The sequence below is a fragment of the Paenibacillus sp. FSL R7-0210 genome, from assembly GCF_038009085.1.
Lineage (GTDB): Bacteria > Bacillota > Bacilli > Paenibacillales > Paenibacillaceae > Paenibacillus_AQ > Paenibacillus_AQ silagei.
On record NZ_JBBPAR010000001.1, the window covers coordinates 5610171 to 5634823 of the forward strand.

At 52.1% G+C, this 24653-nt stretch carries 22 protein-coding genes; 9 read left to right on the forward strand and 13 right to left on the reverse strand.

The genetic code is table 11. The features are described from left to right. Window positions 1-66: 66 nt before the first annotated feature. Window positions 67-1044: a phosphotransferase enzyme family protein gene (locus MKY64_RS23690; RefSeq protein ID WP_340956160.1), complete on the forward strand. Its 978-nt coding sequence runs from the start codon at window positions 67-69 to the stop codon at window positions 1042-1044. A 96-nt stretch (window positions 1045-1140) separates the two neighbouring features. Here the strand turns inward: MKY64_RS23690 and MKY64_RS33465 are convergent, their stop codons facing one another. Continuing rightward, window positions 1141-2160 carry a carbohydrate-binding protein gene (locus MKY64_RS33465; protein ID WP_445323311.1) on the reverse strand — a complete coding sequence of 340 codons (1020 nt, stop codon included), beginning with the start codon at window positions 2158-2160 and terminating at the stop codon, window positions 1141-1143. Between the two features lie 444 nt (window positions 2161-2604). Between MKY64_RS33465 and MKY64_RS23705 the strand changes: the two genes are divergently transcribed. Both MKY64_RS23705 and MKY64_RS23710 read left to right on the forward strand, forming a co-directional pair. Further along, window positions 2605-4761: a sensor histidine kinase gene (locus MKY64_RS23705; protein ID WP_340956162.1), complete on the forward strand. Its 2157-nt coding sequence runs from the start codon at window positions 2605-2607 to the stop codon at window positions 4759-4761. 7 nt (window positions 4762-4768) lie between these two features. Continuing rightward, window positions 4769-5458 (forward strand): response regulator transcription factor, encoded by a 690-nt coding sequence (locus MKY64_RS23710; protein ID WP_209875418.1) that lies wholly within the window; start codon window positions 4769-4771, stop codon window positions 5456-5458. A gap of 25 nt (window positions 5459-5483) precedes the next feature. On the opposite strand, the gene MKY64_RS23715 is transcribed toward MKY64_RS23710, so the two are convergent. The 8 genes from MKY64_RS23715 to MKY64_RS23750 form a co-directional block, all read right to left on the reverse strand. Continuing rightward, window positions 5484-6053 carry an SF0329 family protein gene (locus tag MKY64_RS23715; RefSeq protein WP_340956165.1) on the reverse strand — a complete coding sequence of 190 codons (570 nt, stop codon included), beginning with the start codon at window positions 6051-6053 and terminating at the stop codon, window positions 5484-5486. A gap of 199 nt (window positions 6054-6252) precedes the next feature. Further along, on the reverse strand, window positions 6253-7479 hold the full coding sequence (locus MKY64_RS23720) for an RtcB family protein (protein ID WP_340956167.1): 1227 nt from the start codon (window positions 7477-7479) through the stop codon (window positions 6253-6255). A 221-nt stretch (window positions 7480-7700) separates the two neighbouring features. Further along, a complete protein-coding gene (locus tag MKY64_RS23725) occupies window positions 7701-8147 on the reverse strand; it encodes a copper amine oxidase N-terminal domain-containing protein (RefSeq protein ID WP_339253510.1) in 447 nt (148 codons plus the stop codon). A gap of 128 nt (window positions 8148-8275) precedes the next feature. Further along, window positions 8276-8992: a M24 family metallopeptidase gene (locus MKY64_RS23730; RefSeq protein ID WP_340956170.1), complete on the reverse strand. Its 717-nt coding sequence runs from the start codon at window positions 8990-8992 to the stop codon at window positions 8276-8278. Between the two features lie 154 nt (window positions 8993-9146). Beyond that, entirely contained in the window at window positions 9147-9815 is a 669-nt protein-coding gene (locus tag MKY64_RS23735) for a hypothetical protein (protein WP_340956173.1), read from the reverse strand. Window positions 9816-9897: 82 nt separating this feature from the next. Beyond that, a complete protein-coding gene (locus tag MKY64_RS23740) occupies window positions 9898-10617 on the reverse strand; it encodes an SDR family NAD(P)-dependent oxidoreductase (protein ID WP_340956175.1) in 720 nt (239 codons plus the stop codon). Beyond that, window positions 10614-11618, reverse strand: coding sequence for a tRNA dihydrouridine synthase (locus tag MKY64_RS23745; RefSeq protein ID WP_340956176.1), 1005 nt, complete (start codon window positions 11616-11618; stop codon window positions 10614-10616). Before MKY64_RS23745 ends, MKY64_RS23740 begins: the two co-directional genes overlap by 4 nt. A gap of 245 nt (window positions 11619-11863) precedes the next feature. Further along, a complete protein-coding gene (locus tag MKY64_RS23750; protein ID WP_340956177.1) occupies window positions 11864-13828 on the reverse strand; it encodes an ABC1 kinase family protein in 1965 nt (654 codons plus the stop codon). Between the two features lie 356 nt (window positions 13829-14184). On the opposite strand from MKY64_RS23750, the gene MKY64_RS23755 reads away from it, so the two are divergent. Continuing rightward, a complete protein-coding gene (locus MKY64_RS23755; RefSeq protein WP_340956179.1) occupies window positions 14185-15405 on the forward strand; it encodes an MFS transporter in 1221 nt (406 codons plus the stop codon). Between the two features lie 93 nt (window positions 15406-15498). Here the strand turns inward: MKY64_RS23755 and MKY64_RS23760 are convergent, their stop codons facing one another. Further along, entirely contained in the window at window positions 15499-16326 is an 828-nt protein-coding gene (locus tag MKY64_RS23760; protein WP_340956180.1) for a CPBP family intramembrane glutamic endopeptidase, read from the reverse strand. A 19-nt stretch (window positions 16327-16345) separates the two neighbouring features. After that, on the reverse strand, window positions 16346-16918 hold the full coding sequence (locus MKY64_RS23765; RefSeq protein WP_036730856.1) for a TetR/AcrR family transcriptional regulator: 573 nt from the start codon (window positions 16916-16918) through the stop codon (window positions 16346-16348). A 275-nt stretch (window positions 16919-17193) separates the two neighbouring features. On the opposite strand from MKY64_RS23765, the gene MKY64_RS23770 reads away from it, so the two are divergent. From MKY64_RS23770 to MKY64_RS33470, 5 genes are all read left to right on the forward strand, one after another. After that, window positions 17194-19071 carry a leucine-rich repeat domain-containing protein gene (locus MKY64_RS23770; protein WP_036730858.1) on the forward strand — a complete coding sequence of 626 codons (1878 nt, stop codon included), beginning with the start codon at window positions 17194-17196 and terminating at the stop codon, window positions 19069-19071. A gap of 166 nt (window positions 19072-19237) precedes the next feature. Continuing rightward, window positions 19238-20014, forward strand: a complete 777-nt coding sequence (locus MKY64_RS23775; RefSeq protein ID WP_036730860.1) for a class I SAM-dependent methyltransferase — start codon at window positions 19238-19240, stop codon at window positions 20012-20014. 171 nt (window positions 20015-20185) lie between these two features. After that, complete coding sequence (locus MKY64_RS23780) at window positions 20186-22024, forward strand: HSP90 family protein (RefSeq protein ID WP_340956184.1); 1839 nt, start codon at window positions 20186-20188, stop codon at window positions 22022-22024. Continuing rightward, window positions 22025-23083 (forward strand): hypothetical protein, encoded by a 1059-nt coding sequence (locus MKY64_RS23785; RefSeq protein ID WP_340956186.1) that lies wholly within the window; start codon window positions 22025-22027, stop codon window positions 23081-23083. Window positions 23084-23300: 217 nt separating this feature from the next. Further along, window positions 23301-23375, forward strand: a complete 75-nt coding sequence (locus tag MKY64_RS33470; protein WP_442792678.1) for a putative holin-like toxin — start codon at window positions 23301-23303, stop codon at window positions 23373-23375. A 277-nt stretch (window positions 23376-23652) separates the two neighbouring features. Here MKY64_RS33470 and MKY64_RS23790 read toward each other — a convergent pair whose 3' ends face one another. Together MKY64_RS23790 and MKY64_RS23795 are read right to left on the reverse strand one after the other, a co-directional pair. Further along, on the reverse strand, window positions 23653-24315 hold the full coding sequence (locus MKY64_RS23790) for an AraC family transcriptional regulator (protein ID WP_340956188.1): 663 nt from the start codon (window positions 24313-24315) through the stop codon (window positions 23653-23655). Continuing rightward, a complete protein-coding gene (locus MKY64_RS23795; RefSeq protein ID WP_340956190.1) occupies window positions 24240-24560 on the reverse strand; it encodes an AraC family transcriptional regulator N-terminal domain-containing protein in 321 nt (106 codons plus the stop codon). Before MKY64_RS23795 ends, MKY64_RS23790 begins: the two co-directional genes overlap by 76 nt. Window positions 24561-24653: the final 93 nt, after the last annotated feature.

A 24653-nucleotide genomic window follows, 5' to 3' on the forward strand; every position in this document is an offset into this window, starting at 1 on the left:
TCCCGTCTATGAACAGCTATGCTATCGTACCTATTATACTTTGATAAACGAGGGAGCGAGCTGCGATTGGATAGACACTTGAATACCGCGTTGGAAGCACTGGAGCACTACTCTATGAGCTGCAAATCGGTTGATTTCATTGCACAGAGCGGCAATACGATCTACAAAGTCACTGATCTGGACAACAATAGTTACAGCCTCCGGCTGCATATCTCCAAAGGTGATGCTCTTGAGCAAATCTGGAGTAAGCGGGAAGTCCTTCAATCCGAGATGGTCTGGCTGGAAGCCTTAACCTTGGATACCGATGTGACCCTGCCTTCACCTTGTAAGAATATTCGCGGAGAATACATTACGGACGTGAACCATACCCACTGCACTTTATTACGATGGGTGGAGGGTGAACAGAAGCCTTTCATTCCTTCTATAGATGATGCCAGGGCCATAGGTGAATTGATCGGCAAGTTACATAAGCAAGCCTCGAACTGGAGCATCCCCGCTGCCTTTGAACGCCCGGCCTTTGATGGCTCCCGGATCAAGCAGGCCCTTAATATGCTTAAGGAACGCGCTAATGCCGGACTGCTTGATGCAGGAGATACGGAGCTTCTGCTGCATGCAGGCGAGCGGGTCATTCACATGATGGACTCTATGGAGCGGACAGCCAGCAATTGGGGCATGATTCATGCCGATCTGATTCCAAGTAATTTGGTGTTTGATGGAGAAGAAGTACGGCCCATTGATTTTGGTGCTTGCGGGTTCGGTTATTACTTAGTGGATTTGGGCTGGACGTTCTCCTACATCCATCCTTCATTCAGAGAACAGCTGCTTCAGTCTTATTCCAAGCACCATCCGTTGCCGGATAACTATATTAAAAGGTTAGAGGGCTTCTTCATTGCAGCACAGCTGGAGACGATGAATTTCTGGCTGGGCCTGCCGGACTGGCAGGAATGGCTGCCCGGGCATATCGGTAAATTAGCCAGTAGAGAGATTACGGCCTACTTAAACAATGAATCGTTTCTCTTCAGCGGCGTGCCGTATTGGGAATGACCTTCACCTGGGCTTGGCACACGCGCAAAAACAAAGACGCTGCGGGGTAACTCCCCGAGCGTCTTTGTTCTTTTTTTATAGAAGGAAGGGACTCCCTTAATTCTGCCCCCCATACCCCTTATACGTACCATAGACGGCATTCGCATACTGATCCGCCAGGATCGGGCGGCCGTAGGAATCGGTGGCTCCTGGATACCAGTTGTCGCCCCCGTTGTAATGTAAGAGTCCGTTGTAGATGTTGCCGAATCTTGCGATCTTCTCATCAAGAATCAGTCCGCCTAAGGCTACCTGATCCTGTTCGCTGCTGTGATTATACGTACGGCCGAATTTGGCGCTGAATTGGGAGGCATACGCGGCGCGTGTATTCGGCTCGACCTGCATCAAGCCGTCACCGGCGGATGGACTGCCCGGCAGACCTGCTCCGAAGCTGCTCTCCTTCTTGATCACCGCGCTCAGCAGTAGTGCGAAATCTCCGCCTTTGCCGAATTTATTGTCCACATTCATGGCATAGGTCCAGATCTGGCTGGGCACCTCGGAGGGGCGGGTGACGCCGGACGCTGGCGGTGAACCGGTGTAGATTTTGACCGAAGACATCTTGTCATTCACACTCTCGCCGACCCAGGAGGAGCTTGATGTATAGGTCCACTTCGTGCCGCCGAAATTATCGTCCGCATACACTTCAACCGTCCAGCCATTCGGTACCTTAAGCGAGGACATCCAGTCATTCGGAATGCCCGCATTGTTCAACTGGGACAGCACATAATTGCCCGCTCCCAGGGTGACGGCCTTGCCGCCATAGTCCCTATCTGCATAGAAGATGGCTCCGTTCGTGGCCGGTGGCGTTGTGGGCGTTGGTGTGGGTGTTGTGGTGCTGCCGCTTTTCCATAATGCAGGAACATTCGGCGGCTCCCAGCCGGTCAGGGACGTATGCGCCTGCAGACAGGTATATGTACCTCCTCCATACGTTACGGTGTCATTCACCGCATAGGCCGTGTTCGGCGACCACGCTCCTCTCGCGGCTGCATCTGCATTCGGTAAGGCGGTGAAAAATACGGAGAGCAGTAATGCGAATGCGGCCAACAGGGATACAGCTCTAGCTGACACTTTGGTATACAATAGCCAAGCCTCCTTAGATCATTTCCCCTCATAAAATAACCCCACAAAGCCCCAAAACATAACACCAAGCGGAAACGGCATTGCCGTCCTTTTAAAGGACGGTACCGTTTCAGCGAGAAAGATAAGGATAATTATAGCGCGAAGCATATAAATTCTTATCTTTTAAAAAGAGCCCTCCAGGGGGCTATTCATCAGGGTAATATATTTTATTACCGATTTTCTAATTCATTCCAACATTGTTGTAGTTTTTGAATCACCTCGAGAAACTTACAATTTTCGACATTCCTATCTCCTTATCTAGCATTCTACACAGGAATTTAGCCTCTTAATGTAAGAAAAGAAAACTTTACATATTGCAATTTCACACAATTTTCGGCAATGATGCTATCATTAAGGCAATGAGCTTAAGAATGACGAATCTTGTAGATTGGGGTCGGCTTCATCATGAGGGGTATACTAAGGTCCGGTTCTCGTAATATCTGGTTACATATCGCTGTGGTCGTGGTTATCGGGCTGATCGCAAGCTATGCCATCCTGTCTGCAACGCCGGGTGCCCCCAAGCCTCGAAGCAAGGAAGGCCTTCTGGATCTAACGCATACCTCTATCCGTATGAATCCGCTGAAGTTACAGGGAGAATGGGCCTTCTATTGGCACGAGCTGCTCTCACCCGGAGACATACGAAGCCGGATGGCAGGCGGGGAACCGGATGGCCGGGAACGGTATATCAACATCCCCGGCTCCTGGCTCGGCTACCCGCTGGACGGTCAAGTGTTGAAGGGCGAAGGCTATGCCACCTTCCGGCTGGTGATCCGGCTTAGTGAGCAGGATAGTCAGGAGCGGCTGGCTCTGCGGCTGCCTACTATTTTTCATGCCTATAAATTGTGGGTGAATGGAGAACTGCTATCTGAGGTCGGTGTGGTGGATCAGGACAAGGAGGGCATGACGCCGAGCTTGGCTACGAGACTGGTGTTCTTCCAGCCTGAAGGCGACACGGTGGAGCTGGTGATGCAGGTCGCGAACTTCCATCATAAGCGGGGCGGCATCACCAAGGACATCGAGCTGGGCGGCAGTAATGCGTTAACGGTGCGGACCCATCTGAGGATTGCTGCGGATATGTTCATCACCGCCAGTCTGCTGGTGATCGGCGTGTATCATCTGCTGCTGTTCATGCTGCGGCGTAAAGACCGGGCACCGCTATACTTCGGTCTGTTCACTGTGATGTTCTCTATCCGCTCCCTGTTGAACGGCGAGCTTATGTTTACCCAGTGGCTGCCTCATTTTCCGTGGGAGTTGCAGTTCAAGCTGGAGTATCTGATCCTCTGCCTTGGCGGGTGGATGATCACGATGTATTTTGAGTGCATTTTCCCGGATTACGTGTCGCGTTGGTTCCGCTATGGCTCCCGGATCGTCACCGGCGCACTCTGTCTAGTGGTTGTGGTGACCCCTGCTCTCGTCTATTCCCGGATGCTGGTGCTGATCGGCGTGGTAGTGGTTATCCATATGGTGTATCTGATGGCGGGGCTGGCTCATGCGGCGGTGCGGCGGATGGAGGGAGCGCTGATCTTCCTGCTGGTGTCGGTGGTGGCTCTGGCTACGGTGATCAACGATTTCCTGTATTACAACGAATGGTCGCCCATCGAAAATACCTCGCCGTTCGGGCTGCTCATCTTCACGGTCGCCCAGATGCTGCTGCTCTCTTCAAGATTCACAAGGGCAGCAACGAATGAAGAACGGATTGCGCGGGAGCTGCAGGAAGCCAATCTCAAGCTCACCGGGATGAATGCCAATCTGGAGCAGATCGTACTGGAGCGCACCCATGCCTTATCCGCAGCCCACGAGGATCTCCGCCTATCGTATGAACGGTTGCTGCACTCCGAGGAAGGCAGGAAGAAGCTGCTGGCCTACATTACGCATGATCTGCGCATGCCGCTGTCCAGTATGCTGGGTTATGTCGAGGCAGTGATGGACATGGTCAAGCCGGAGAGCAATGAACAGTATCTGCAGTATATCCGCGATAACACGATAAGGATCAACCGTATGATCGGGGAGCTGAGCTTCTTGTCCCATCTGGAGACAGGGCAAGTGGAGTACCGGATGGCGCCTGTTCAGGTGACTCCGTTCCTGCGCGGCTTCTATGAACAATATGAGCTGGTGGTGCGGGATGCGGGACTGGATTTCGATCTGGACATCGGGGATACAGCAGACCTGGGCGCCGGCCTGCCTGTTGCCCGGATTGATTCGCAACGCTTAGAGCAAGCACTATTCAATCTGGTGTCAAATGCGATGAAGTTCACTCCTGGCGGCGGGTTGGTGCGTCTTGCCTTAGCTGTAGAGGAGGTGAATGCTACCCGCTGTGCGGTCATCAGCGTACAAGACTCCGGCATGGGTATTCCTCCAGAGCAGCTGGAGCAGATCTTCGACCGCAATTACCGGGTGGACCGGCCGGGGATGGACATGGGCGTAGAAGGTAGCGGGCTGGGGCTGGCGATATGCAGGGAAATTATACAAGCGCATGGCGGGAGTGTCCGGGCGGAGAGCGACGGGAAGACGGGGTCGATTTTCCAGGTCATATTGCCGTTGATTCAGGAAGCAGGAGAGTGACAATAGAATGGACACATACCGAATTATGATCGTCGACGACGATCCCCATATCTGTGAGATTGTTCAGCTATACTGCCAGCGGGAAGGCTTCGAGTCCTCGTATTGCCACAGCGGGGCCGATGCTATGATGCAGCTTGGGTCATTTAACCCGGACCTGATTGTGCTGGATGTGCTGCTGGCGAATGAGAACGGCATTGACTGGTGCAAGAACGCACGCAATTACACGAATGCCCCGATTGTGTTCCTAAGCAGTCAGGAGGAGGATGAGGTGAAGATCAGCGCCTTATCGTATGGCGGGGATGATTATGTGACCAAGCCGTTCAGTCCGGGCGTACTCATGGCCAAGATCAAGGCTCACCTCCGCAGGGTATCCGCGGGCAGAAGGGAACAGCTGCTGGAGCTGCCGGGACTGACGCTGGATTTCTATGCACAGTCGGTCCATATGGGCAGCAGAACGATTTTTCTGTCGAAAAAAGAATTCAGCCTGCTCTCCTACATGGCACAGAACGTGAATCAAGTAGTCACTGTCGATACGCTGTTTCACCTCATCTGGGGGATGAAGAGTCTGGAGGATACGCGAACGGTGGCGGTCCACATCAGTAATCTGCGCAAAAAAATCGAGCAAGACCCTATCCATCCCGAGCGGATTATTACGGTCCGGGGGGCCGGATATATGCTGGTTGCCGGGAAACGCTGAGTACAAGCGGAAACGGCCATTACAATCATCGTGCTCCGCGCCGCAGATCATAGAAATACTCCACCGCCGGATGCTTCCGCTGCATCTTCACTGACATCCCCTCGATCCGCTTCCGCCCGACTCTCCGGTCCATCAGAGCCAGAATATTCAAGATGATATCGCTGCTCTCCAGGCTCTCCTCGATAGGAGTAACCAGGAACTTATTCGCTACTACAATGAAATTCGATTTCGTCAGGGCAGCCTGGGCCAACATTAATGCCTTGGCGTGTTCGGTGGTTAAGCGGCTTCGGGCCATGATGATTAGGCGTTCCTCAGGGATGGGCCCCTTGGCCGTCAGTCTGACTGCTTCAATGTCTTCATGGGTGACGGAGATATGGAGCTCCGGATCATTCTTGACCTCCAGCTCAGACGAATACCAGCGGATGGGGCTGGACTTGTCGGTCATGCTGAGAATATTCTTCTTGTCCACCGTAATATAACAGGTGCCTGATTTATCCGGCGCATAGCGGTAAGCGGGCGCCCGGTACTCTACCCGTCCTTCTAAGGATGGACTGAGGAAGCCCTCCAGTTGTTGCTTCAGTTTGCTCCAGGACATGTAATCCCTCCCTATTGAAAATGGGAAAAGGCCTGTCGGCCTCTTCTTGAAGTTCTATGTTACCATACTTCGCGTCCTTGCTGCCCGCCTGTGGAGACTTCGTGATGGATATTATCTGGGGTGATACAAGATAGGATTTCATCTTTGGGTTGATGATAAGCTGTCCATCTTCCTTATCATGACGCACTTGAATCCCCCCTCAATCCTTATACGGATCGAACTCATCCGCACCCGCCATACATACGCCCACTGGCTTTAGCACATGCATAACCTCAATGGTCCCGGCGTGCGCGTCCAGCACTTCTTGCAGCTTCCGGTAGACAAAAGGACTCTCGTCCGTCCCCGCGCCACGCAGCACTACGCCGAACTGCCGGACCGCCTCCAGCATTTGCGCTGTCGTAATTTGACCGCCGCTGCGGGTACGGGTTTTATAGTTCATACGGCCCGCAGCCTGGGTCCGGCTCATGATTCGGCCCGCTCCATGAACGGTGCTGTAATAAGCATCCCGGTTCTCCTCGCTGTCCTTACCCCGGACGATTACGGAGATGTCTCCCATGCTGCCGCCGATGAAGCCCATCTGGCCGGGAGCCGATGGGGTTGCCCCTTTGCGGACGACGATGACTTCCTTGCCGTCATGCGTCTCTTTCCAGGCATAGTTATGATGGTTGTGCACCTCCAGATCCGCTTCCGTTCCCAGAATCGCCAAGACCTGCTGGATGACATAGTCTCTTCCCGCATAAGCATAGCGCCCGGCCAGCTTCATGGCTCTGTAATACATATCGCCCAGCTCACTGTTCAGGTCGAGCAGAACGGGCGGCTGATCCATCTTTTCCCCGGGGGCATTCGCCAGAAAGTCTCTGCCTGCTGCCAGGTTAAGGAACCCGCTCGCTGTCTTATGCCCGAACCCTCTGCTGCCAAAATGATTGGCAATCCAAACCCGGCCGGTTGCGTCTTCTTCTAATATGTCAACGAAGTGGTTGCCGCTGCCGACCGTACCGAGCTGATTCTGCGCCAGGGCCTTCAGCTTATCATGTACTCCGCTGCCCACCGCCTTGAACACCGCCCAATCCGGGTCGTCGAACAGCTCGTGTTCCACACGCTCGTTATTAACCCGGCCTATGCCGAAGGAGATTCTGCGGGCAATCTCATCCATAATCCCTGAGAGCCGCGGCCGCAGCTCCTCTATCTTCAAGCCGGTCCGCACCGCCTTATTCCCGCATCCGATATCGTAGCCTACGCCAGACGGGGAAATCTGTCCATCGTATACGACCACGCCGCCGATCGGCTGGCTGTAGCCTTTATGATGATCCGCCATCAGCAGGGTCTGCACCACATTTCCATTCTCCTCACACATCCGGGCCTGCATCAGGGCTCCTTCATCCGGCTTCCCCCACACGCGCACACCGTCAATATTCTGATAAGCCATATCTTTTCAACCTCCTATGTTCGGGATCACCCGACGCTTCTGTGTCTATATTCGCTTATATCGGGTCCCAGGTACATGGCGGAAGTATTACGAACTGGGGGTATATAACAATGTAGCATAAGTTGTCGGAACTCAGGAGCATAAATAGACCGCCCCGGTGAAGGAAACGGCCTATTTACTATCACACAAGATTATATTCTTTCTGTACGATTATACGAAGTTTATTTAGTATTTATGGTTGCAATCTTCTTCACATTATCCCAGCTTATAGTCGCCCCTATGGCTTGGCTAATAAAACGGAGGTTCACATAAACCGTGTCTTCAGGTGTATTAAATGGCGTTTGAGTTAAAGTAAATTCTTTGCCATTGACATTGGCCTTAAGGCTATCCACTGTCATTTTAATCGTTATCCCTGTGGTTTGGGCCGTAACATTTCCGGTTTTGGAATCCCATTGGACATTCATATTTAATGCTTCAAATATTTTACGAAAAGGCACCATCGTGTTCCCATTTATGATGATGGGCTTAGCATCGAAGCCAAGGGGCTTCCCGTCTAAAATAACAGAGCCATACGTGGTTGGTGTCGCTGCACTCACACTGGAGACTGAAATACAGCCCACTGAGGCCATGATGAAAACAAGAAACGGTATTATAAATTTCAGTTTCATAAGGCTCACCTCCATTACTCCTTCATCCCTACGCATTCGAGTCCAGCATCGCCGGAATATTGATTTCCTTCACACAGGAAGCCTTGGACATTGTGTACGTATCCTCTTATGCATATATCCGTACGTTCTTATAAAATAAGTAATTCTCCATCACGAAAATAATAAATATTCTCCCGTTTAAAACCGTACAATCCATTTCTGTGCTTAATATGCGGCTCAAATGTAAATAGTGATCCTTCACTAAGCTTCATCTTATTCCCGGACTCAAAGTATTTTCTGTGATCTTTATCAAATTCGATGGTATGCCCCAAATTTCCGGAAAAATCAAGATTAATGTAACCAAGTTGTTGGACAACCTCATTCATGTATAAGTAGACTTCTTCAAAAGTCATGCCCGGTCTTACAAAATCCATAAATTTGTTATGGAGCTCCTTTTCGGCGTTAATTCCATGTGAAAATTCTAGTGCAGATTCATTATTGGTATGTGCAATTGCGTCTTCGGCAATGACTTTTCCATCAATCACTATTAGTGTTCGTGCATAGTCTCCCCAATAGGCGTTAATCTCTGGACTAAGATCTATAGTCACGATATCATTTCTGCGGACCAATGTATCCGAAGGCTTATACTCCTTGCCCGACTCGGACCTAATTGTTCTCTTCCCAACGTGAACAAATGCCCCTACACCGTGATACCAAAAACTATGAATCCCCTTATCTCTCATAATCTCTTCGGCTCTATAGACGATTTCCTTTTCTGTGATGCCTTCTTTAATTATCCCCTGTAATTGACTTATAGTAGCTTTTGCGATCGATTGAACGTAAGTATACTGTGACAGATGCTCCACTCTAAAACCTCTCTCCCCTTGACCGCGCGGATCGCGGCTGCTGGCATTCTATTAAGTCTGATTCTCCGCAACCCTAAGGCAAGCCGTACGCCTGATGAAAGAGTGACGGCCGCAAAAAGCACCCAAAAAGAGTGCTTTCTTCGGGTTGGACTTATTAGGATGAATCTGAGGTTCCAGGCAACACGATCACTGTCGGATAACCGATATCCTTGCCATCATGGGCTTGATAATTGAGACCCTTGATCCCGTCTTCTCTTAACTCTGCGGTCTGCCCGCTTCCATAAGTGAATTTATCTTGCTCTACTTTGGTAATAAGCCATTCTCCGCTGCGTTTCTCCAAGGTATATTTCTTAGCAGTTGCGGTGAACGGCTGATCCTTCAATTCTTTATGTTCGAACGTGTATATGTTGGCTTGATTGGAGCTACTCCCTGCATACACATCCGATATGCGAACCGTTGCACTAAGCTTATCCATTTCCGCTCCACGAAGGATTTGAAGCATACGCTCTTTGAGTATGTCGTACTCCTCTTGCGGCATATTCGCCAGATCATCCCGGGTGTATGTTGCAGCATCATATCCGAATACAATATCACCGCTGATCGATGCCCAATATTCTTCACTTACCAGTTCATTTACAGCTTTATGATATTGTCTATATGATTTATGAAGGTTAAGGAGATTATACTCACTCTGTTCAACGATCCTCACCTGCTCCACCATCTGCCGCTTCTCGGAATCGCTTATTGAAGAACCAGAACTGCATGCTGCTAATAGGGATATACACAAGACCAGCAACCCGCACATTAAGCTTTTATAGCTCATGCTCCTCCCCCTTACCTGCCGTTTGTCTGAGCCACTGCGTAATGCCCCCGAAGCTCTTCTAACCGCGCAACATCCTTCATCCCTACGCATTCGAGTCCAGCATCGCCGGAATATTGATTTCCTTCACACAGGAAGCCTTGGACAGGTTCATGACGCATTGCACCAGGGATACGATATCCTGAAGCGGAATCTGCGCACCGTTATAGGCGGACAAGACGGGCTCCACCCCGGCCTCCAGCGGAATCTGGGTAGCAATCTCCCCGGGATTAATGATAGTCACACCGATGCCGTATTTCTTCACATGCTCCCTCACCGCATTGGCAATCCCGCGCAGACCGAACTTGGAGGCGGCGAACGTTACCTGGGTGTAATCATTATGGTCAAGACCTGCCGTAGAACCAATCAAGAAGATTTTGGCGTTCTCTGACTTTATAAGATTGGACAAAAGCTTCTGGATGCACGTAATCGCCGAAGTCACATTGATGTTAATAATGCTCGTAATCTCAGCCGGATCATCCTGCTCAAAATCATAGTCATCGCTGAACCCCTTGCTCTCCCATACGCCAACATTATAGATGAATACGTCCAGGGTAACGCCGTTCAATGATTCTGCAATCCGGCCCGCAGCATCCGGCTTCGCCAAGTCAGCCTCAATCCAGGTCCGCTGAACCCCATCCTCCAGCTTCATGCTGTCCGGATACGTTCTGGAGACCACCCAGACCTGATCGCCCGCCACCGGCAGCGCCTTGACGAAGGCCTCTCCCAAGCCTTTACTTGCTCCGAAAATAATAAAGTTTCTCATACGCCCTCCCTCGAGTCCCCAAGCTCTTCCGCCCCGTCTTGCTCCTTGCCTGCGAATTCATCCAGCAGTGCACGCACCTCACGGGTGGACTTGGTGTTCATTAGATTATTTCTAAGTTCACTGGCGCCGCGGAAGCCGCGGACGTAGATTTTGAAGAAGCGGGGCAGCGGCTTGAAGGAACGGGGTTCCAGCGCCGAATAGTGATCGTGCAGATCCAGGTGCAGCCTAAGCAGATCCAGAAGCTCCTTGCTGCTATGCTCCCTTGGCTCCTGTTCGAACGCATACGGATTATGAAAAATCCCGCGCCCGATCATAATCCCGTCTACCCCATACTCTGCGGCCAGCTTCAGGCCCGTCTCCCGGTCCGCTATGTCCCCGTTAATCGTCAGCAGGGTGTCCGGCGCGATCTCATCCCGCAGCTTTTTAATCTCAGGAATCAGCTCCCAGTGGGCCGGGACCTTGCTCATCTCCTCCCGCGTACGCAGATGGATGGACAGATTCACAATGTCCTGCTGCAAAATATGAGTCAACCAGCCCCGCCATTCGTCCACGCTGCTGAATCCGAGCCGGGTCTTGACGCTGACGGGCAGTCCTCCGGCCTTCGCCGCCTGTATGATCTCCGCTGCGGTCTCCGGACGGCAGATCAGGCCGCTGCCCTTCCCGTTCTCGGCTACATTCGCTACAGGACAACCCATGTTCAGATCGATGCCCTTGAAGCCCTCTTCAGCCATGCTGATGCTCATCTTCCGGAAATACTCCGGCTTGTCCCCCCAGATGTGCGCGACCATCGGCTGTTCATCCTCGGTGAAGGTTAATCGCCCCCGCACCGCCTGCTTCCCCTCCGGGTGAGCATAGCTCTCCGTATTCACGAACTCCGTAAAAAACACATCCGGTCTGCCCGCTTCAGCAACGACATGACGAAACACCACATCCGTCACATCCTCCATGGGTGCCAGTATAAAAAAAGGGCGTGGCAATTCACGCCAGAAATTATTTATCATATGAAGTACCTCTCTATGCGTGCCAGGATAATCCTTATCCGGCCGTAATAAAGCTAAATTATATCATAACTCCTTGGGATTTGTAGCCGCCAGCCAAGGCCCCCTCTACAGACAATAAACCCCAGAGAATTCTCTGAGGCCTTGTATGTCTCTATCGTTATTGAACCCTGCCTAACCCTGCGCTTCCACCCGCGTATTCTCTTCTTGTTCGGGAGTAGATTCGCCATATTCCTACACGCCCTCCGTTAACTCTTGGGTTTCAACTGCTTAATCACGGACATCATCAGAATAATCATCCCCGTGCCGAAGCCTGACATCGATAAGGGAGCCAGGACGAACCGCATGATCTCCCCCTGCACCCAGAAGCTGGCCAGCATGATCACCATACAGATCACGGTGAACATCCCGACCGTCAGCGTCCCCACGAAATCCGTCAGACTATGATTGTCCTCACGCGCCAGAGTGATCCGGTTCTCCTTCAATAGTGGCAGCTCCAGCAGCTTCGGGATATAGTCCTCCAGCCGCCCCTTCACCTTGCTTAGCTGCTCCTTGACGATCTGCCCCTGATCCATCTGCTCTGCGAAGGACTGGCTCGCTGCGGATAAGGAATACGAATCATCCACAGAGGACAAGGTCCCGTCCAGGGTAATAATCGCCCGGAAGGCCCCGGCCACCGTCGGCTTCAAGGACATTCCCAGCTCGGTAATCATCGACATCAGCCGTCTCATCATGACAATGGTAGGATCAGGCGAGAAAGAGGCTTCGGACAAAAGTCTGCCGAGGCGCCGCTCGATCATTCGCACATCCAGCAGCTCCCCTTCTTCACAGACTCCGGCCAGGCCCTGGGCCATCTGCTTCGTATCCTTCCGGCTGTAGCCCATCAGGAAGTTCAACATCCCGGCCCGCTCCTCCTCCGTCAGATAACCCACGGAACCGAAGTCAATCAGCGCGACCTTCCCGTCTTGGGTCAGCATCAGATTGCCGGGATGCGGGTCGGCGTGGAAGATGCCGATCATCAGAATCTGCTGCAGGAATGCGTGCATGATCATTTCGGACACATCGCTGCTCACCTTTCGGGTGAACCGGTGCCCTTCAATATATTCCATGGTCAGAATCTGCTTGGTCGAGTACTCGGCGTAGATCCTCGGCACTTGTATCGGAATATCGTGTTCCTGGAATGCTTGGCGCAGCAGGTTGGTATTCAGCGCTTCGATGTCGAAGTCCGTCTCTTCAATCAGATTCGTTTTGAAGCCTTGGGCGAGCTGGATTAAGCCGAGTCTTTGGATTTTGGAGGAGCGTTCGGAGAGCCGGGTCACGAATTGGATTAATAGATCCAGATCTACGCTCATCTTCTGCTTCACATCCGGCCGCAGGATTTTGACAACTACCTTCTCTCCCGTGGACTTCAGCCGTGCCAGATGCACCTGACCGATCGAAGCGGCTGCAATGGGCTCCATTCCGAAGTCTTCATACGTCTCCTCCAGATCGCCGATTTTGCTGTCGATGATCTCCTTCAGCTCCTTCCGGCTGAGCGGCTTAACCTGGTCATGCAGGCTGGAGAACGCTTCGATGTATTGCGCAGGCAGCAGATCCTTCTTGGTCGATAAGACCTGCCCGAACTTCACGAAGACTCCGCCCATGTTATCCAGAATGGCAGCAATCACCTGCGGCAGCTTCGCATGATCCTGCTGGAGCAGATGGTTCAGCCCTTTGCGTGAAGCGATCCAGAGCAGACGGATCATACGCCTGAAGCCCCGCACCTTACCCATCACATACCCGAGCGGGTTCCCGGACTGAAGCAGCTTGAAATTGAATACGCTAAGCAGCATGTAGGTATAGCAGGAGATAAATAGTATCAGCAGCGGGTAATAGATGAACATCACCCTGACCATCTCCGCTTCGGAGGGAACCACAGGCTGCTTGAAGTAGGTTGAGGTTATGATGAGAGTAACAACGGACGTGCTGAAAAGAATCGCCACCATCAACTGGAACTGTTCATGCTTGAAGGTCCTGATGCTGCTTATAATGAAATACAGAATGAACGCCACGACAATAATGCTGCTCATATAGAATTGCTCCAGCACTTGCACCAGCATACTGACTGCCACCGCGCTGATAAGCGGCATCACGATCTTATGCTTCGCATTGAATATATAGGCAAGCGCTACAAACACACCGAAACATATAAGCATTACTATGAAAAAGAACATCCTCCAGCCCCCTGTATCCGCTTCATTATTCCCAATATAGCATACTAGGCTGAAGATGCGGAATGCTCCGATATTATTGACATCTGGAGAACTTCAATGTTAAGCTCCAGCTATAAAATTTGAGGAGGATGGCAGCCGATGATTCCACGTATATGGTAAGCAAGCCCAATTAAAGCTGATTTTCCACCAAGTGTGGGCTTTTTTGAGCTGCTGCTATTTACGTTAAGGACATCGGCTGCGATCCGCTACGGCTTATTTCACTATGCCCGGTTTCGCACTGTCCCAGCATGTAATTGTTGCAGACCCAAGTCCACTTCCGGATTTGGGTCTGTCTTTATTAGGGAGGTAAGAAACTTATGAATATTCAATGGAAAAAGACGTTCGCCTTCATCTTCAGCGGGCAAATCTTCTCGATATTAACATCGGCGATGGTTCAGTTCTCCATCGTCTGGCATCTGACCGAGACGACAGGATCGGCTACCGTGCTGATGCTGGCCGGTCTGGCCGGGTTTCTACCGCAAGCGGTCTTAGGCCCGTTCATTGGCGTCTGGCTCGACCGCTGGAACCGTAAGCTCACTATGATCGCCGCGGACAGCGCCATTGCACTAACCAGTCTGATTCTGGGCGCTTATTATCTATGGGGCGAGCCCAGCTTATGGATTGTGTATGCCATCCTGCTGATCCGTTCGGCAGCTTCGTCCTTCCATGCCCCATCGTTCCAGGCTGCAATCCCTCTGATTGCGCCGGAAGACCAGCTCACCCGGGTGGCAGGCTGGAATCAACTCATCTTCTCCGCTTCCAGCGTCCTTGGACCGGCGCTTGGAATAGCGGTATACTCGGCTACTTCACTAGGAACAGTATTACTTTTAGATGTAGCAGGTGCCTTAATCGCTAACCTTATGCTTCTGTTCATTCATATTCAGCAGCCCAAGCCGGAGATCGTAGAGACACCCTCGTTCCGTAAGGAGTTTATGCTCGGCTGGCGGGCATTCCTGTCACAAAAACCCATTGTAACGATAACGGTTGCCATGGCAGTCTTCAGCGTGGTGTTCATGCCGCTGGCGATGCTGTTTCCCTTGATGACGCTATCCCATTTCGGACGCGGCGGTTACAGTGCCAGCCTGATTGAGGCCGTATTCGGGATCGGGATGATTCTTGGCGGTGCGCTGCTGTCGGTGCTTGCTTCCAGGTGGAAGGACACCAACTACATGAGTGTGAGTCTGATTGTGATCGGGCTCACCTGTGTCCTGAGCGGGATGGTAGGGCGCGAGGCATTCCTTGCTTTTACCGTCCTCTCGTTCCTGATGGGTGCCGCTGCCCCCTTGTTCAACGGCCCTTACATGGCGATGATCCAGAAGTCTTATGAGCCTGAGCTCCTGGGGCGCGTACTCTCCTTCGTGACAAGTATCGGACTTTTGTCCTCCCCGATCGGGCTTGCACTGGCGGGTCCAGTGGCCGGCCGGTTCGGCGTTCCGTTCTGGTTCTTCTGGTCGGGGATCGTTGTGGTCCTGATTGGATTATTCATATTTATCAGGTTTGCGGGGACTGGTGCAGACAAGCAACCTGTTAATGAGTAAATGAAAGCAAATAGACCGTCCTCCCATGGGAAGACGGTCTATTTGCCTTACATCAGCGCTATGCACCCGAACTGCCGCAGGACTTCACCAAGTTTATCTATCTGCAAAGCGCTTCAATCGTCTAGATCTGAGCCATAAGCCGAATCCGATGAACAGAATCGTCGTCATCACGCCGGTGGTCGGGCTAAACCACAGTTCGCCTGCCGGCGTGAATGTAATGATCCCTGCAACCGATACCAGCAAAGTAGGCACTCCATCCTCCACTGCGTGCATGAGTACACACGGCCACACCGATTGTGTAAGACGATAGATTTCAACGTACATGATGGACCAAGCAACCATGAGCACACAGCCTATGACGACATAGCCCCATCTTGACGTAGTCCCGAAATAAGTATCCGGCAGGAAAACCAGATAATAAGCCGTATGCCACAGCGCCCAGACCAGACCGGATACGAGATAGATCATCCAGTCCTTCAGCTTCAGCTCAATCAGCTTCGGAGTCAGATAGCCGCGCCAGGCGAACTCCTCGAAGATGTTCTTAACAAAGCTGCCTGCGAGCGATACCCCGACCAGTGAGAGAATCGTATGTAGTTCAGCCTCTGAAGTGCTGGCGCTATTAAATAGCAGAGCAAGCCCCACCACAATCACCATGATTACCGGATAGACGGCAATGGCTGCACCGTACCACTTCCTATTTTCTCTAAAATTAAACCTTACGCCAATATCCTTCCAATCGCGGTTCACCAGCCGCAGTACGAGCATGGCGATCATCGGCAAAATCAGCCACAAGCCCATTCCCGGCGAATTCCCTTCCGGCTGATCCGGCAGCTTCTTATCCACCCATACCCCAATCCAGCCGCTGGCTAGCACAATAACGATGAACAATAGAAGACTAAGCTTTGTTCTGCCTGCTGTCATATGATCATCCCCTCCGGGTTCAAGATTTCTCCGAGCTACGCTTCGCTGTGCTGATGACATCCTCTGCCGCGCTGTTCAATAGCTGAATCATCTGCTCCTCCGTATAATGGTCCGGCAGCAACTCATTCGCAACCATCACACTCATCCCGACCTGGAACATCTTCATCTTGAGCAAAATCATCCCCAGTTCATCATCGGTTAATCCATTCAGATCCGGGTCCGTTCGCATCATCTGAATGAACCCTTGCGTCTCTGCCTCATTGTACTTCGCCTGATCATTCTTCTTCATCACCAGATCCCGGAACAGCACCGGATACTCTCTGGCAAAACGGATGCTGGCCGCCCCGATATCATGGAACGGATGCCCGGAGTTCTGCTCCAGCAGAATCTGTCTGCTCACCGTAAGCGTTCTCTGGTATACCTCCTCCACCAGCTCGCCAGCCTCTTTGAAATTGACATAGATGGGGGCGATAGAGCCTCCCAGCTTCTCGGCCACCTTACGGATGGTCACGGCATCCACTCCTTCGGTCCTCGCAATCTCGAACGCCGCATCGATGATTTGTTCTTTGGTGAACTTTTTTTTGGGTGCCACGGGCTTCCTCCTGAAATAGAGCATTAATTACATAACAAATGATATATATCAGATGATATATATAAACCGTCCCAGATGTCAACCTAATCTTAACGGCTTGATTCTCCTTTTTAACAATTGTTGTGTTCTGAGCACTTGTTCATATAGAATCAAATTATCAGCTTCTCTCCAGAGAATAATGGAACAAATCAGCGTAACTCACGTAAATTCCGATAAGTTAATTCAAGTGATCCCGGCGCAATTTCATCATCACATCATGAAGGAGGCGGCAGCCCGTGGCATTTATCCCGTTAAATTGTCCCAATTGCAGCGGAAGAATTGAATATAAGGAAGGCACCATCCTCAAGTGCCCTTATTGCCAGACTGAGCTTCTGCTCAAGCAAAATAATGTCTACTATGTGGATCAGACCATTAATCATTATCACGGGGCACCCCCTCCCAAGGCCGCGCCGAAGCCACCCGTCTCCGTCTCTATCCCCATTAGGCTGGTGTTGGTTCTGCTGCTGGTGCTGGGCGGGGCCATCGGTACTTATTTCTATTACGGCCTCAGCTCTCCGCAGCAGGCAACCAAGGCTAATCTGTCTGTACGGAATATGCCCGAAAGCGAGGTCCTGCTCACCTTCCTGCGGGAGACCCTGGGTAAGGGCTCTGCCATGCCGACAGAGGAGGAATTGGCCTCACTGCGTTATTTAACTGTGGAGCGTTCGAAGAATGACCAGTGGCAGTTCACTTACAGCTTCTCCGATCCGTTCAGCGATGCGCAGGCCGAGAAGCTTACTTATGTGACCCAGGACAAGCGGCTGAATACCCAGCGGATTGATCAACGTGATTTCGAAGCCTTCAAGGGACTGACAGCACTGAACCTGACGAATACCTACGAGATCAACCAGGCGGACCAGACAACGCTTGCCCATATGCCCGGATTAAAAAGCTATGGCGGCGCCTTCAACGAATCCTTCAGCGCCTTCTCCGGCTACTTCGGCGATAAATCTAAAATTACGGAGCTGTCCACTCAGCTGCGCAGTAATCAGGAAGTGGCCCTGCTGCTGGAATTTCCCAATCTAAGCTCACTATCCATTACCTATGTGGATGAGTCTATAACGGATTTGCATCTGCTTAATAAGCTGCCGCTGAAGTCCCTGTCCCTTACCTTCGTCAATGAGCTGGGGTGGTTGTCGTCTATGACCGGGCTGTCCTCCCTGGCGATTCATTACAGTGAGGCAACAGACCTGCAACCGCTCTATGCGTTAACCGGCCTTAAGGAGCTTCAGCTGTCTTATCTAACCAATGTGAAGTCGATAGACTTCGTGCAGAACATGCCTGCGCTGCAAACGCTGGATATCGAAAACCTGAATTTCTCCAGCTTGGAGTCTCTGGCCGGCAAGACCTCCATTACGTCACTCCGCCTGGCTTCCTTAAGCAAGCTCAGCTCGGTCAAGGCCGTGAACAGCCTGTCCTCGCTGCGGAAATTCACCTTGTCCGGTTATTACGAGCAACCAGACAGCCTTACTTTGCCGGGCGTCAAACGGGTGGAAATCCCAGCTTCCTTCCTCTCCGGGCTGAAGGCCCCTGCGGTAACGGACCTGACACTCCGGGGCGGAAGCGGGGAGCTTAATATGGCTGAGCTGAAGAAATTCCCTGAGCTTGCGGAGCTGTCCCTCTGGGGGGTTGATGAAATGGCCAGTCTCGCCGCCCTCGACAAATTGCCACGTCTACAGAAGCTAAGTATCTTCGACTCGTCGCTGTATATGGAGAGCGATGCCTTATTCCGTCTGAAGCAGGTGAACACGCTGGTGTGCTCGGAATGCCGCCTGAATTTCAAGCAGACAGCAGCAACGAATAGTGTGCTTGAGCATCTGACCTTGGACCGGCCATACTTCTCCATGAACAACAACTCCGTTAGTGAGGTTGACCAGGTGATGCCTTACTTCGCGGGCCTGACTGCCCTGCGTTCCTTCACCCTGCAGGACAACAACCTGGCTTCTCTTGCGTTCATGAGCAAGTGGCAGGCCATCGAGGAGCTTCATCTGGAGAACAATGCGATTTCCAATATAGAGCTTCTGAGCAAGCTGCCCAAGCTGCAACAAGTATTCCTGACTGGCAATTCCGTGGCGAACAAGTCCGTGCTTGATGCAGGCGTGCTGGTGTATTAATTCCCCTATTATGATATGAGAGAATAGACTGCCCTCCTTACAGAGGCTAGCGGTCTATTTTGTCGGCAGCACACTTATAGGTAATGCTTATTAACTGTATAGCAACTATATATTTCATTTATAAGCTATGCAGTACTATACTGAATTTCATAAGGAGGGGAAGTACATGAATGAGCCGGCTTCCAATAACCAATGGCAGGCAGACACGTATGATCACAAACTGGATTTCGTCTCCAAGCTGGGCGGCGATGTCCTCTCGCTGCTCCAGCCTCAGCCCGGTGAATGCGTGCTGGATATCGGCTGCGGGACGGCCGACCTGACGGCTAAGATTGCATCCGCCGGAGCGGAGACTGTTGGCATTGATCTGTCGCCCGAGATGATTGCACGCGGCCGTGCCAAGTACCCGCATCTGAATCTGAGCACCCAGAATGCTTACACATACCGAACCTCCGGGACCTTCGATGCGGTGTTCTCCAACGCTGCACTGCACTGGATGAAGGACGCACACGCAGTTGCCGTGACGGTAGCAAGCGCACTGCGGACCGGCGGACGGTTCGTCGCCGAATTCGGCGGCTACCGCAACGTTGCCGCGCTGGTGAATGCGACCGAGGCCGCACTGTCCGCGCATGGCTATGATCCGCAGGGACGCAATCCATGGTATTTCCCCACCATCGGAGAATATACGGCAGTGCTGGAGGCGCATGGCTTCCTCGTCACGCTGGCCCAGCATTTCGAACGACCGACTCCCTTGCAGGGCGAGAGCGGAATCCGGGATTGGCTCGACATGATGGCCGATGACTTCTTCTACGATGTTAATGCAGAAGACAAGACTGCGATCTATCGCGAAGTGGAAGAGCAGCTACGTCCGGAGCATTACCGGCAGGGCCAATGGATCGCCGACTACCGGCGGCTGCGGGTCTGTGCGGTGAAGATGGCGGACTAAGAATAGATTGGCGGGAAGCCCAGGTGAATCAAGACCTTGGGTTTCTTTGTATTTTCAAGGCAGGGAAAACGGGAGGATTGGGAATATCTGTTTCTTATAATGCAGCTTCTGGGTAATACATAGGGTTGCATCTGTCTACATATCAATTGATTACAGAATAGGAGAACAAACATGGAGAACCAAAACCAGGATACGTACCGTTTTCAGGTGAACTTAAGCGGTATGATCAACATTTTGTCTAACCATTTGTATAGCAGCCCGAAGGTATTCTTAAGAGAGCTGCTCCAGAATGGCATAGACGCGATTACTGCACGGCAGGCCTATTCCCCCGCTGGATATGAAGGCAAGATTCATGTCGAAGTAAGCGGGACCTCTACCGGGGCGACCTTACTGGTAGAAGATAACGGAATCGGGTTAGACGAGGCCGAGATTCATGAGTTCCTGGCGATGATCGGACAATCCTCCAAACGGGGCGAAGACTTTCTCTCCACCAATACCTCTTTTATCGGGCGGTTCGGCATCGGGCTCTTGTCCTGCTTCATGGTGAGTGACGATATCGTTATGGTTACCCAATCAGCCAAGGGCGGCCCTGCACTGGAATGGCGCGGGAAGCCGGACGGCACCTATACGATCCGCAAGCTCGAAGGGGAGCACGCTCCGGGCACCAAGGTTTTTTTGCGTTGTAAAGAAGGGTCCGAAGCTTACTTCGAGGAGAGCAATCTGCAGGAAGGGCTGTTCCATTACGGCGCTCTGCTGCCTTATCCGATCCAGTTAGTGTCGGACCGTAACACCCGCCTGATTAATCCGCTGACCCCGCCGTGGGTCAAAGATCCGCAGCTGGCCCGTAAGCATCGTGACGAGGTGCTGTCCTTCGGTAAGCAGGTGCTGGGAGAGTCGTTCCGCGATTTCATCCCCCTGCACACCGCCTCGGGCCGGACGGGAGGCATCGCCTTCATTCTGCCGCACGCGGTTAATCTGAACGCCAAACGCAATCACCGGGTGTACCTGAAGCACATGCTGGTCTCCGAAGCTGCCAGCAATATCCTGCCGGACTGGGCATTCTTCGTGAAATGCCTGATCTGGACCGATGAGCTGCAGCCCACCGCTTCCCGGGAGCATTTCTACGAGAATGCCCAGCTGGAGCAGGTGCGGGAAGAGCTCGGGAGCTCCATTCGTCAGGAATTGATGCGGATGGCCGAGTACGACCCGGACCGCCTGCAATCGATCATTTCACTACATGCCTTATCCATGAAGGCTCTCGCAGTGGAAGATTCATCGTTCTATTCTATCATTCACGAGTGGTTGCCGTTTGAGAGCACGTATGGCAGAAAGACGCTTGGCGAGCTGAAGCAGCAGCCTCCCCTGTACTTCACGACCACGCTGGACGAATACCGCCAGATTACCCACGTGGCTTCGGCCCAATCCATGCTGGTGGTGAACGGCGGGTATATCTATGATGCCGAGCTGCTGGCCCGGCTGCCGCTCATTGACCCGGATGTGCAGACGGAACGGCTGCTGCCGGAGGAGGTGTCGTTATCCTTCACCGATATCACTCCTCAAGAGCGGCTGGACTACTATGAGTCCGTAAGACTCGCAGACAGTGTACTTCAGAAGTTCCGCTGCCAGGTGCAGCTGCGCCGCTTCAAGCCAGAGGAGATTCCTGTCCTCTACACGCTGTCTGAGGAGTCCGCACAGTGGCGTGTAATGGAAGCAACCAAAGAATTGAGCACCGATGCCCTGGCCTCCGTGCTGGGCAGCTTGGGCGCTTCGCTTAAGGAGACGGCATACGCCACACTCTACTTCAACCTGAATAATCCTGTCATCGGGCGGGCATTTCTTCAGGCGAACCAGAAGATGCTGCCCTCCATTGTCGAGATGCTGTACTGCAATGCGCTATTAATGGGACATTATCCGATGAACCGCCAGGAGATCGCGCTGCTGAACCAGGGCATTATTCAATTTATTGATTGGGGATTGACGGCTAATCAAGCCACAGGAGGAGAAGAATAGATGAATCTTACCGAGATGGATTTTGACGATCTGATGGAAGAAGCCTATGGCCTGCCCGGAGGCAAGGCTAAGCTTGCGCTGCTGGAGCAGGCGGTACGGGTAGCAGATGCCGCAGGAGATATCGATCAAGGCTATGAGGCCCGCAGCGAAATCGTAGAGCTGGGCAGCTTCCACGGGTATCCGATGAAGGCGCTGGTCGCCTTCTCGTGGCAGCTGGGACAGTATGACAAGAACCCGGGCCGGTTCGATGATTACAGTCTGATGTGGTCGTACAAGTGGGTGCTGGACCGCATCACCGCTTTTGCAGATATTAGCCGCACTCAGATTGAGAACCTGCTGGAGGATATGAAGACCCGCTATGCAGCGGAAGGCTACAGCAGCCGGACCTATCACTATTACCGGGCGAATATCCTCGAAGATTTCGGGGAGCTGGAAGCTTCAGAGGCCGAATGGGCGATTGTCCAGACCATGGACCGGGACGAGATGAGCGATTGTGAGGCTTGTGAGCAGCATGGCCTGGTCGAGTTCCTGGCGAAGCAGGGAGACGACGAAGCAACCGTGAAGGCGGCTGAACCGATTCTCAAGGGCCGAATGACCTGCGGTGAGGTCCCGCATGTGACCATTACGAAGGTACTGTTCCCACTCCTTCGGCTGGGCCGCCAGAAGGAAGCTGATAAGCTTCAGAAGAAAGGCTATAAGCTGGTAAAAGGAAACCGCGACTTCCTGTATCACCAGGCAGAGCATATTGGTTACCTGACCCTGACCGATCCGGTCAAGGCGCTGGAGGTCTTTGAAGAGTATATCGCCTCCTCGCTCGATCATGAGAACCCGGCCGATCAGATGATCTTCAACGCCTATTCCGCCAAAATGTTCCGCCGTCTGGCGGAAGAATCCATCCGCTTCCAGGTTAAGCTTCCGGCCGGCCACCCGTGTGAGCGTCAGTCCGAAGACGTCGCTGCGCTTGCGAAGTACTTCCAGCAGTTGGCTCTCGCCACAGCGGAGAAGCTGGATAAGCGGAACGGTAACGGTTATTATACTGAGCTGCTGGAGAAGTTGTAGGTTGTGTTCCGACGGCGGTTTGTAAGAACAAACGCAAATAAGAGCAGCTCCCGTATTGGGGGCTGCTCTTTACACATACTAAATACGCATTTACGTCAAAATTTTTCCAAACATAGGTAATACTACGGCATTTGATATGCTATACTGATTGAGCAATAGAATAGGCTTAAAGGGTCGGTCGGCTACCTCTCTCAGAAGGGAGGGATGCCTTGTGACAGTGTTTGAAGCAATCATGCTGATGCTAACCTTTGGTTTGCTTATCGTAGCGCTGCTGTCCAATACACACAAATAGACCGCCCTCGACAAAGGCTTGCGGTCTATTTGTCGTATCCTGTTGTTGATGCCTACCGCCCTTAAAAGCGGCTATTGCTCTAGAGAGTCGTGTTAGCGCACGGCTCTCTTAGCATTGTACGCCCGTTCTGCTTATACTATACCACAGGTGTTAACGCATGTTAACAGTGGTTAACAGATTTGTGAGCACCAGTTCGAAGACGTAGTTGCGCTTGCGAAGTACTTCCAGCAGTTGGCTCACGCCACAGTGCATTTCCCGAGGCTCTTGGCATGACCTTCTAATCCCTCATGCTTTCAATTCGTCTTAGGCTCTCCGTGTCACGGGCTGGAGATGCACCGAAGAAGCGTGAATACTCCCGGTTGAACTGTGAGGGACTTTGATAGCCAACATGATATGCAGCACTTGCTACCGGATAGCCCTCGAAGGCAATGAGGTTTCTGGCCTCCAGGAGCCTTAATTGCTTTTGAAATTGAATAGGACTTAACCCCGTGGCCCTTTTAAACTGACGGTGAAAAGTATTTATAGCCATACCCGATTTCGATGCCAGCTCACCAATGTCTATGGGCCTCATAAAATTACTCCGAAACCATTTTACAATTTGGGATATCCGGGATAAATCACTTTCCCGCTGACCTAATTGCCTCAGATACCCTCCCTGTGGTCCCATCAGTACGCGATACAGGATTTCGCGCTCATAAGCTGGTGCAAGAGCCGGAATATCTCTTGGCGCTTTCGATAATCGCAATAAACGCAGCCAGGCCTCCATCAATTCAATATCCATGTCGCAAGCTGCGAATTGCCCGGAAGCAGCCGGTAATAGATTCTCCTGGAGATCTCTTAGCAGACTCTGAAGAATATTCTGATTCAACTTGAGACCAAGGGACATGTAAGGCTGGCCACAGCGGTCCGGATGTACAACCGCCGTTGCAGGAACATGCACTGGTAGTACGTAATAAGATGGTCCTGCCAGTTCCGTGCTGCCAGTTCCGTGCTGCGCCCCCCGATCGATAGAATCTTTCTTCCTTGAACCGTGAAACCAATCATCGGCTCGTAAAGCGCTGCAAGTTGATGATGAGGGATCGCTCCCTTAATCATACTTAGCCCCGGTACTCCGGTTTCAATCTGCCTGGTGCCCGCATCCTTCATCAGATCCATTATTTCTTCAAGGACATTTTTCATGCACATAGTTTATCACACGAATGGTGCTTTTAGGCAATCAATAGGCATTTTCAGGTCTATTTTGGTGACGCAGCTGCGGCTACAATTAGAACCAAGCCG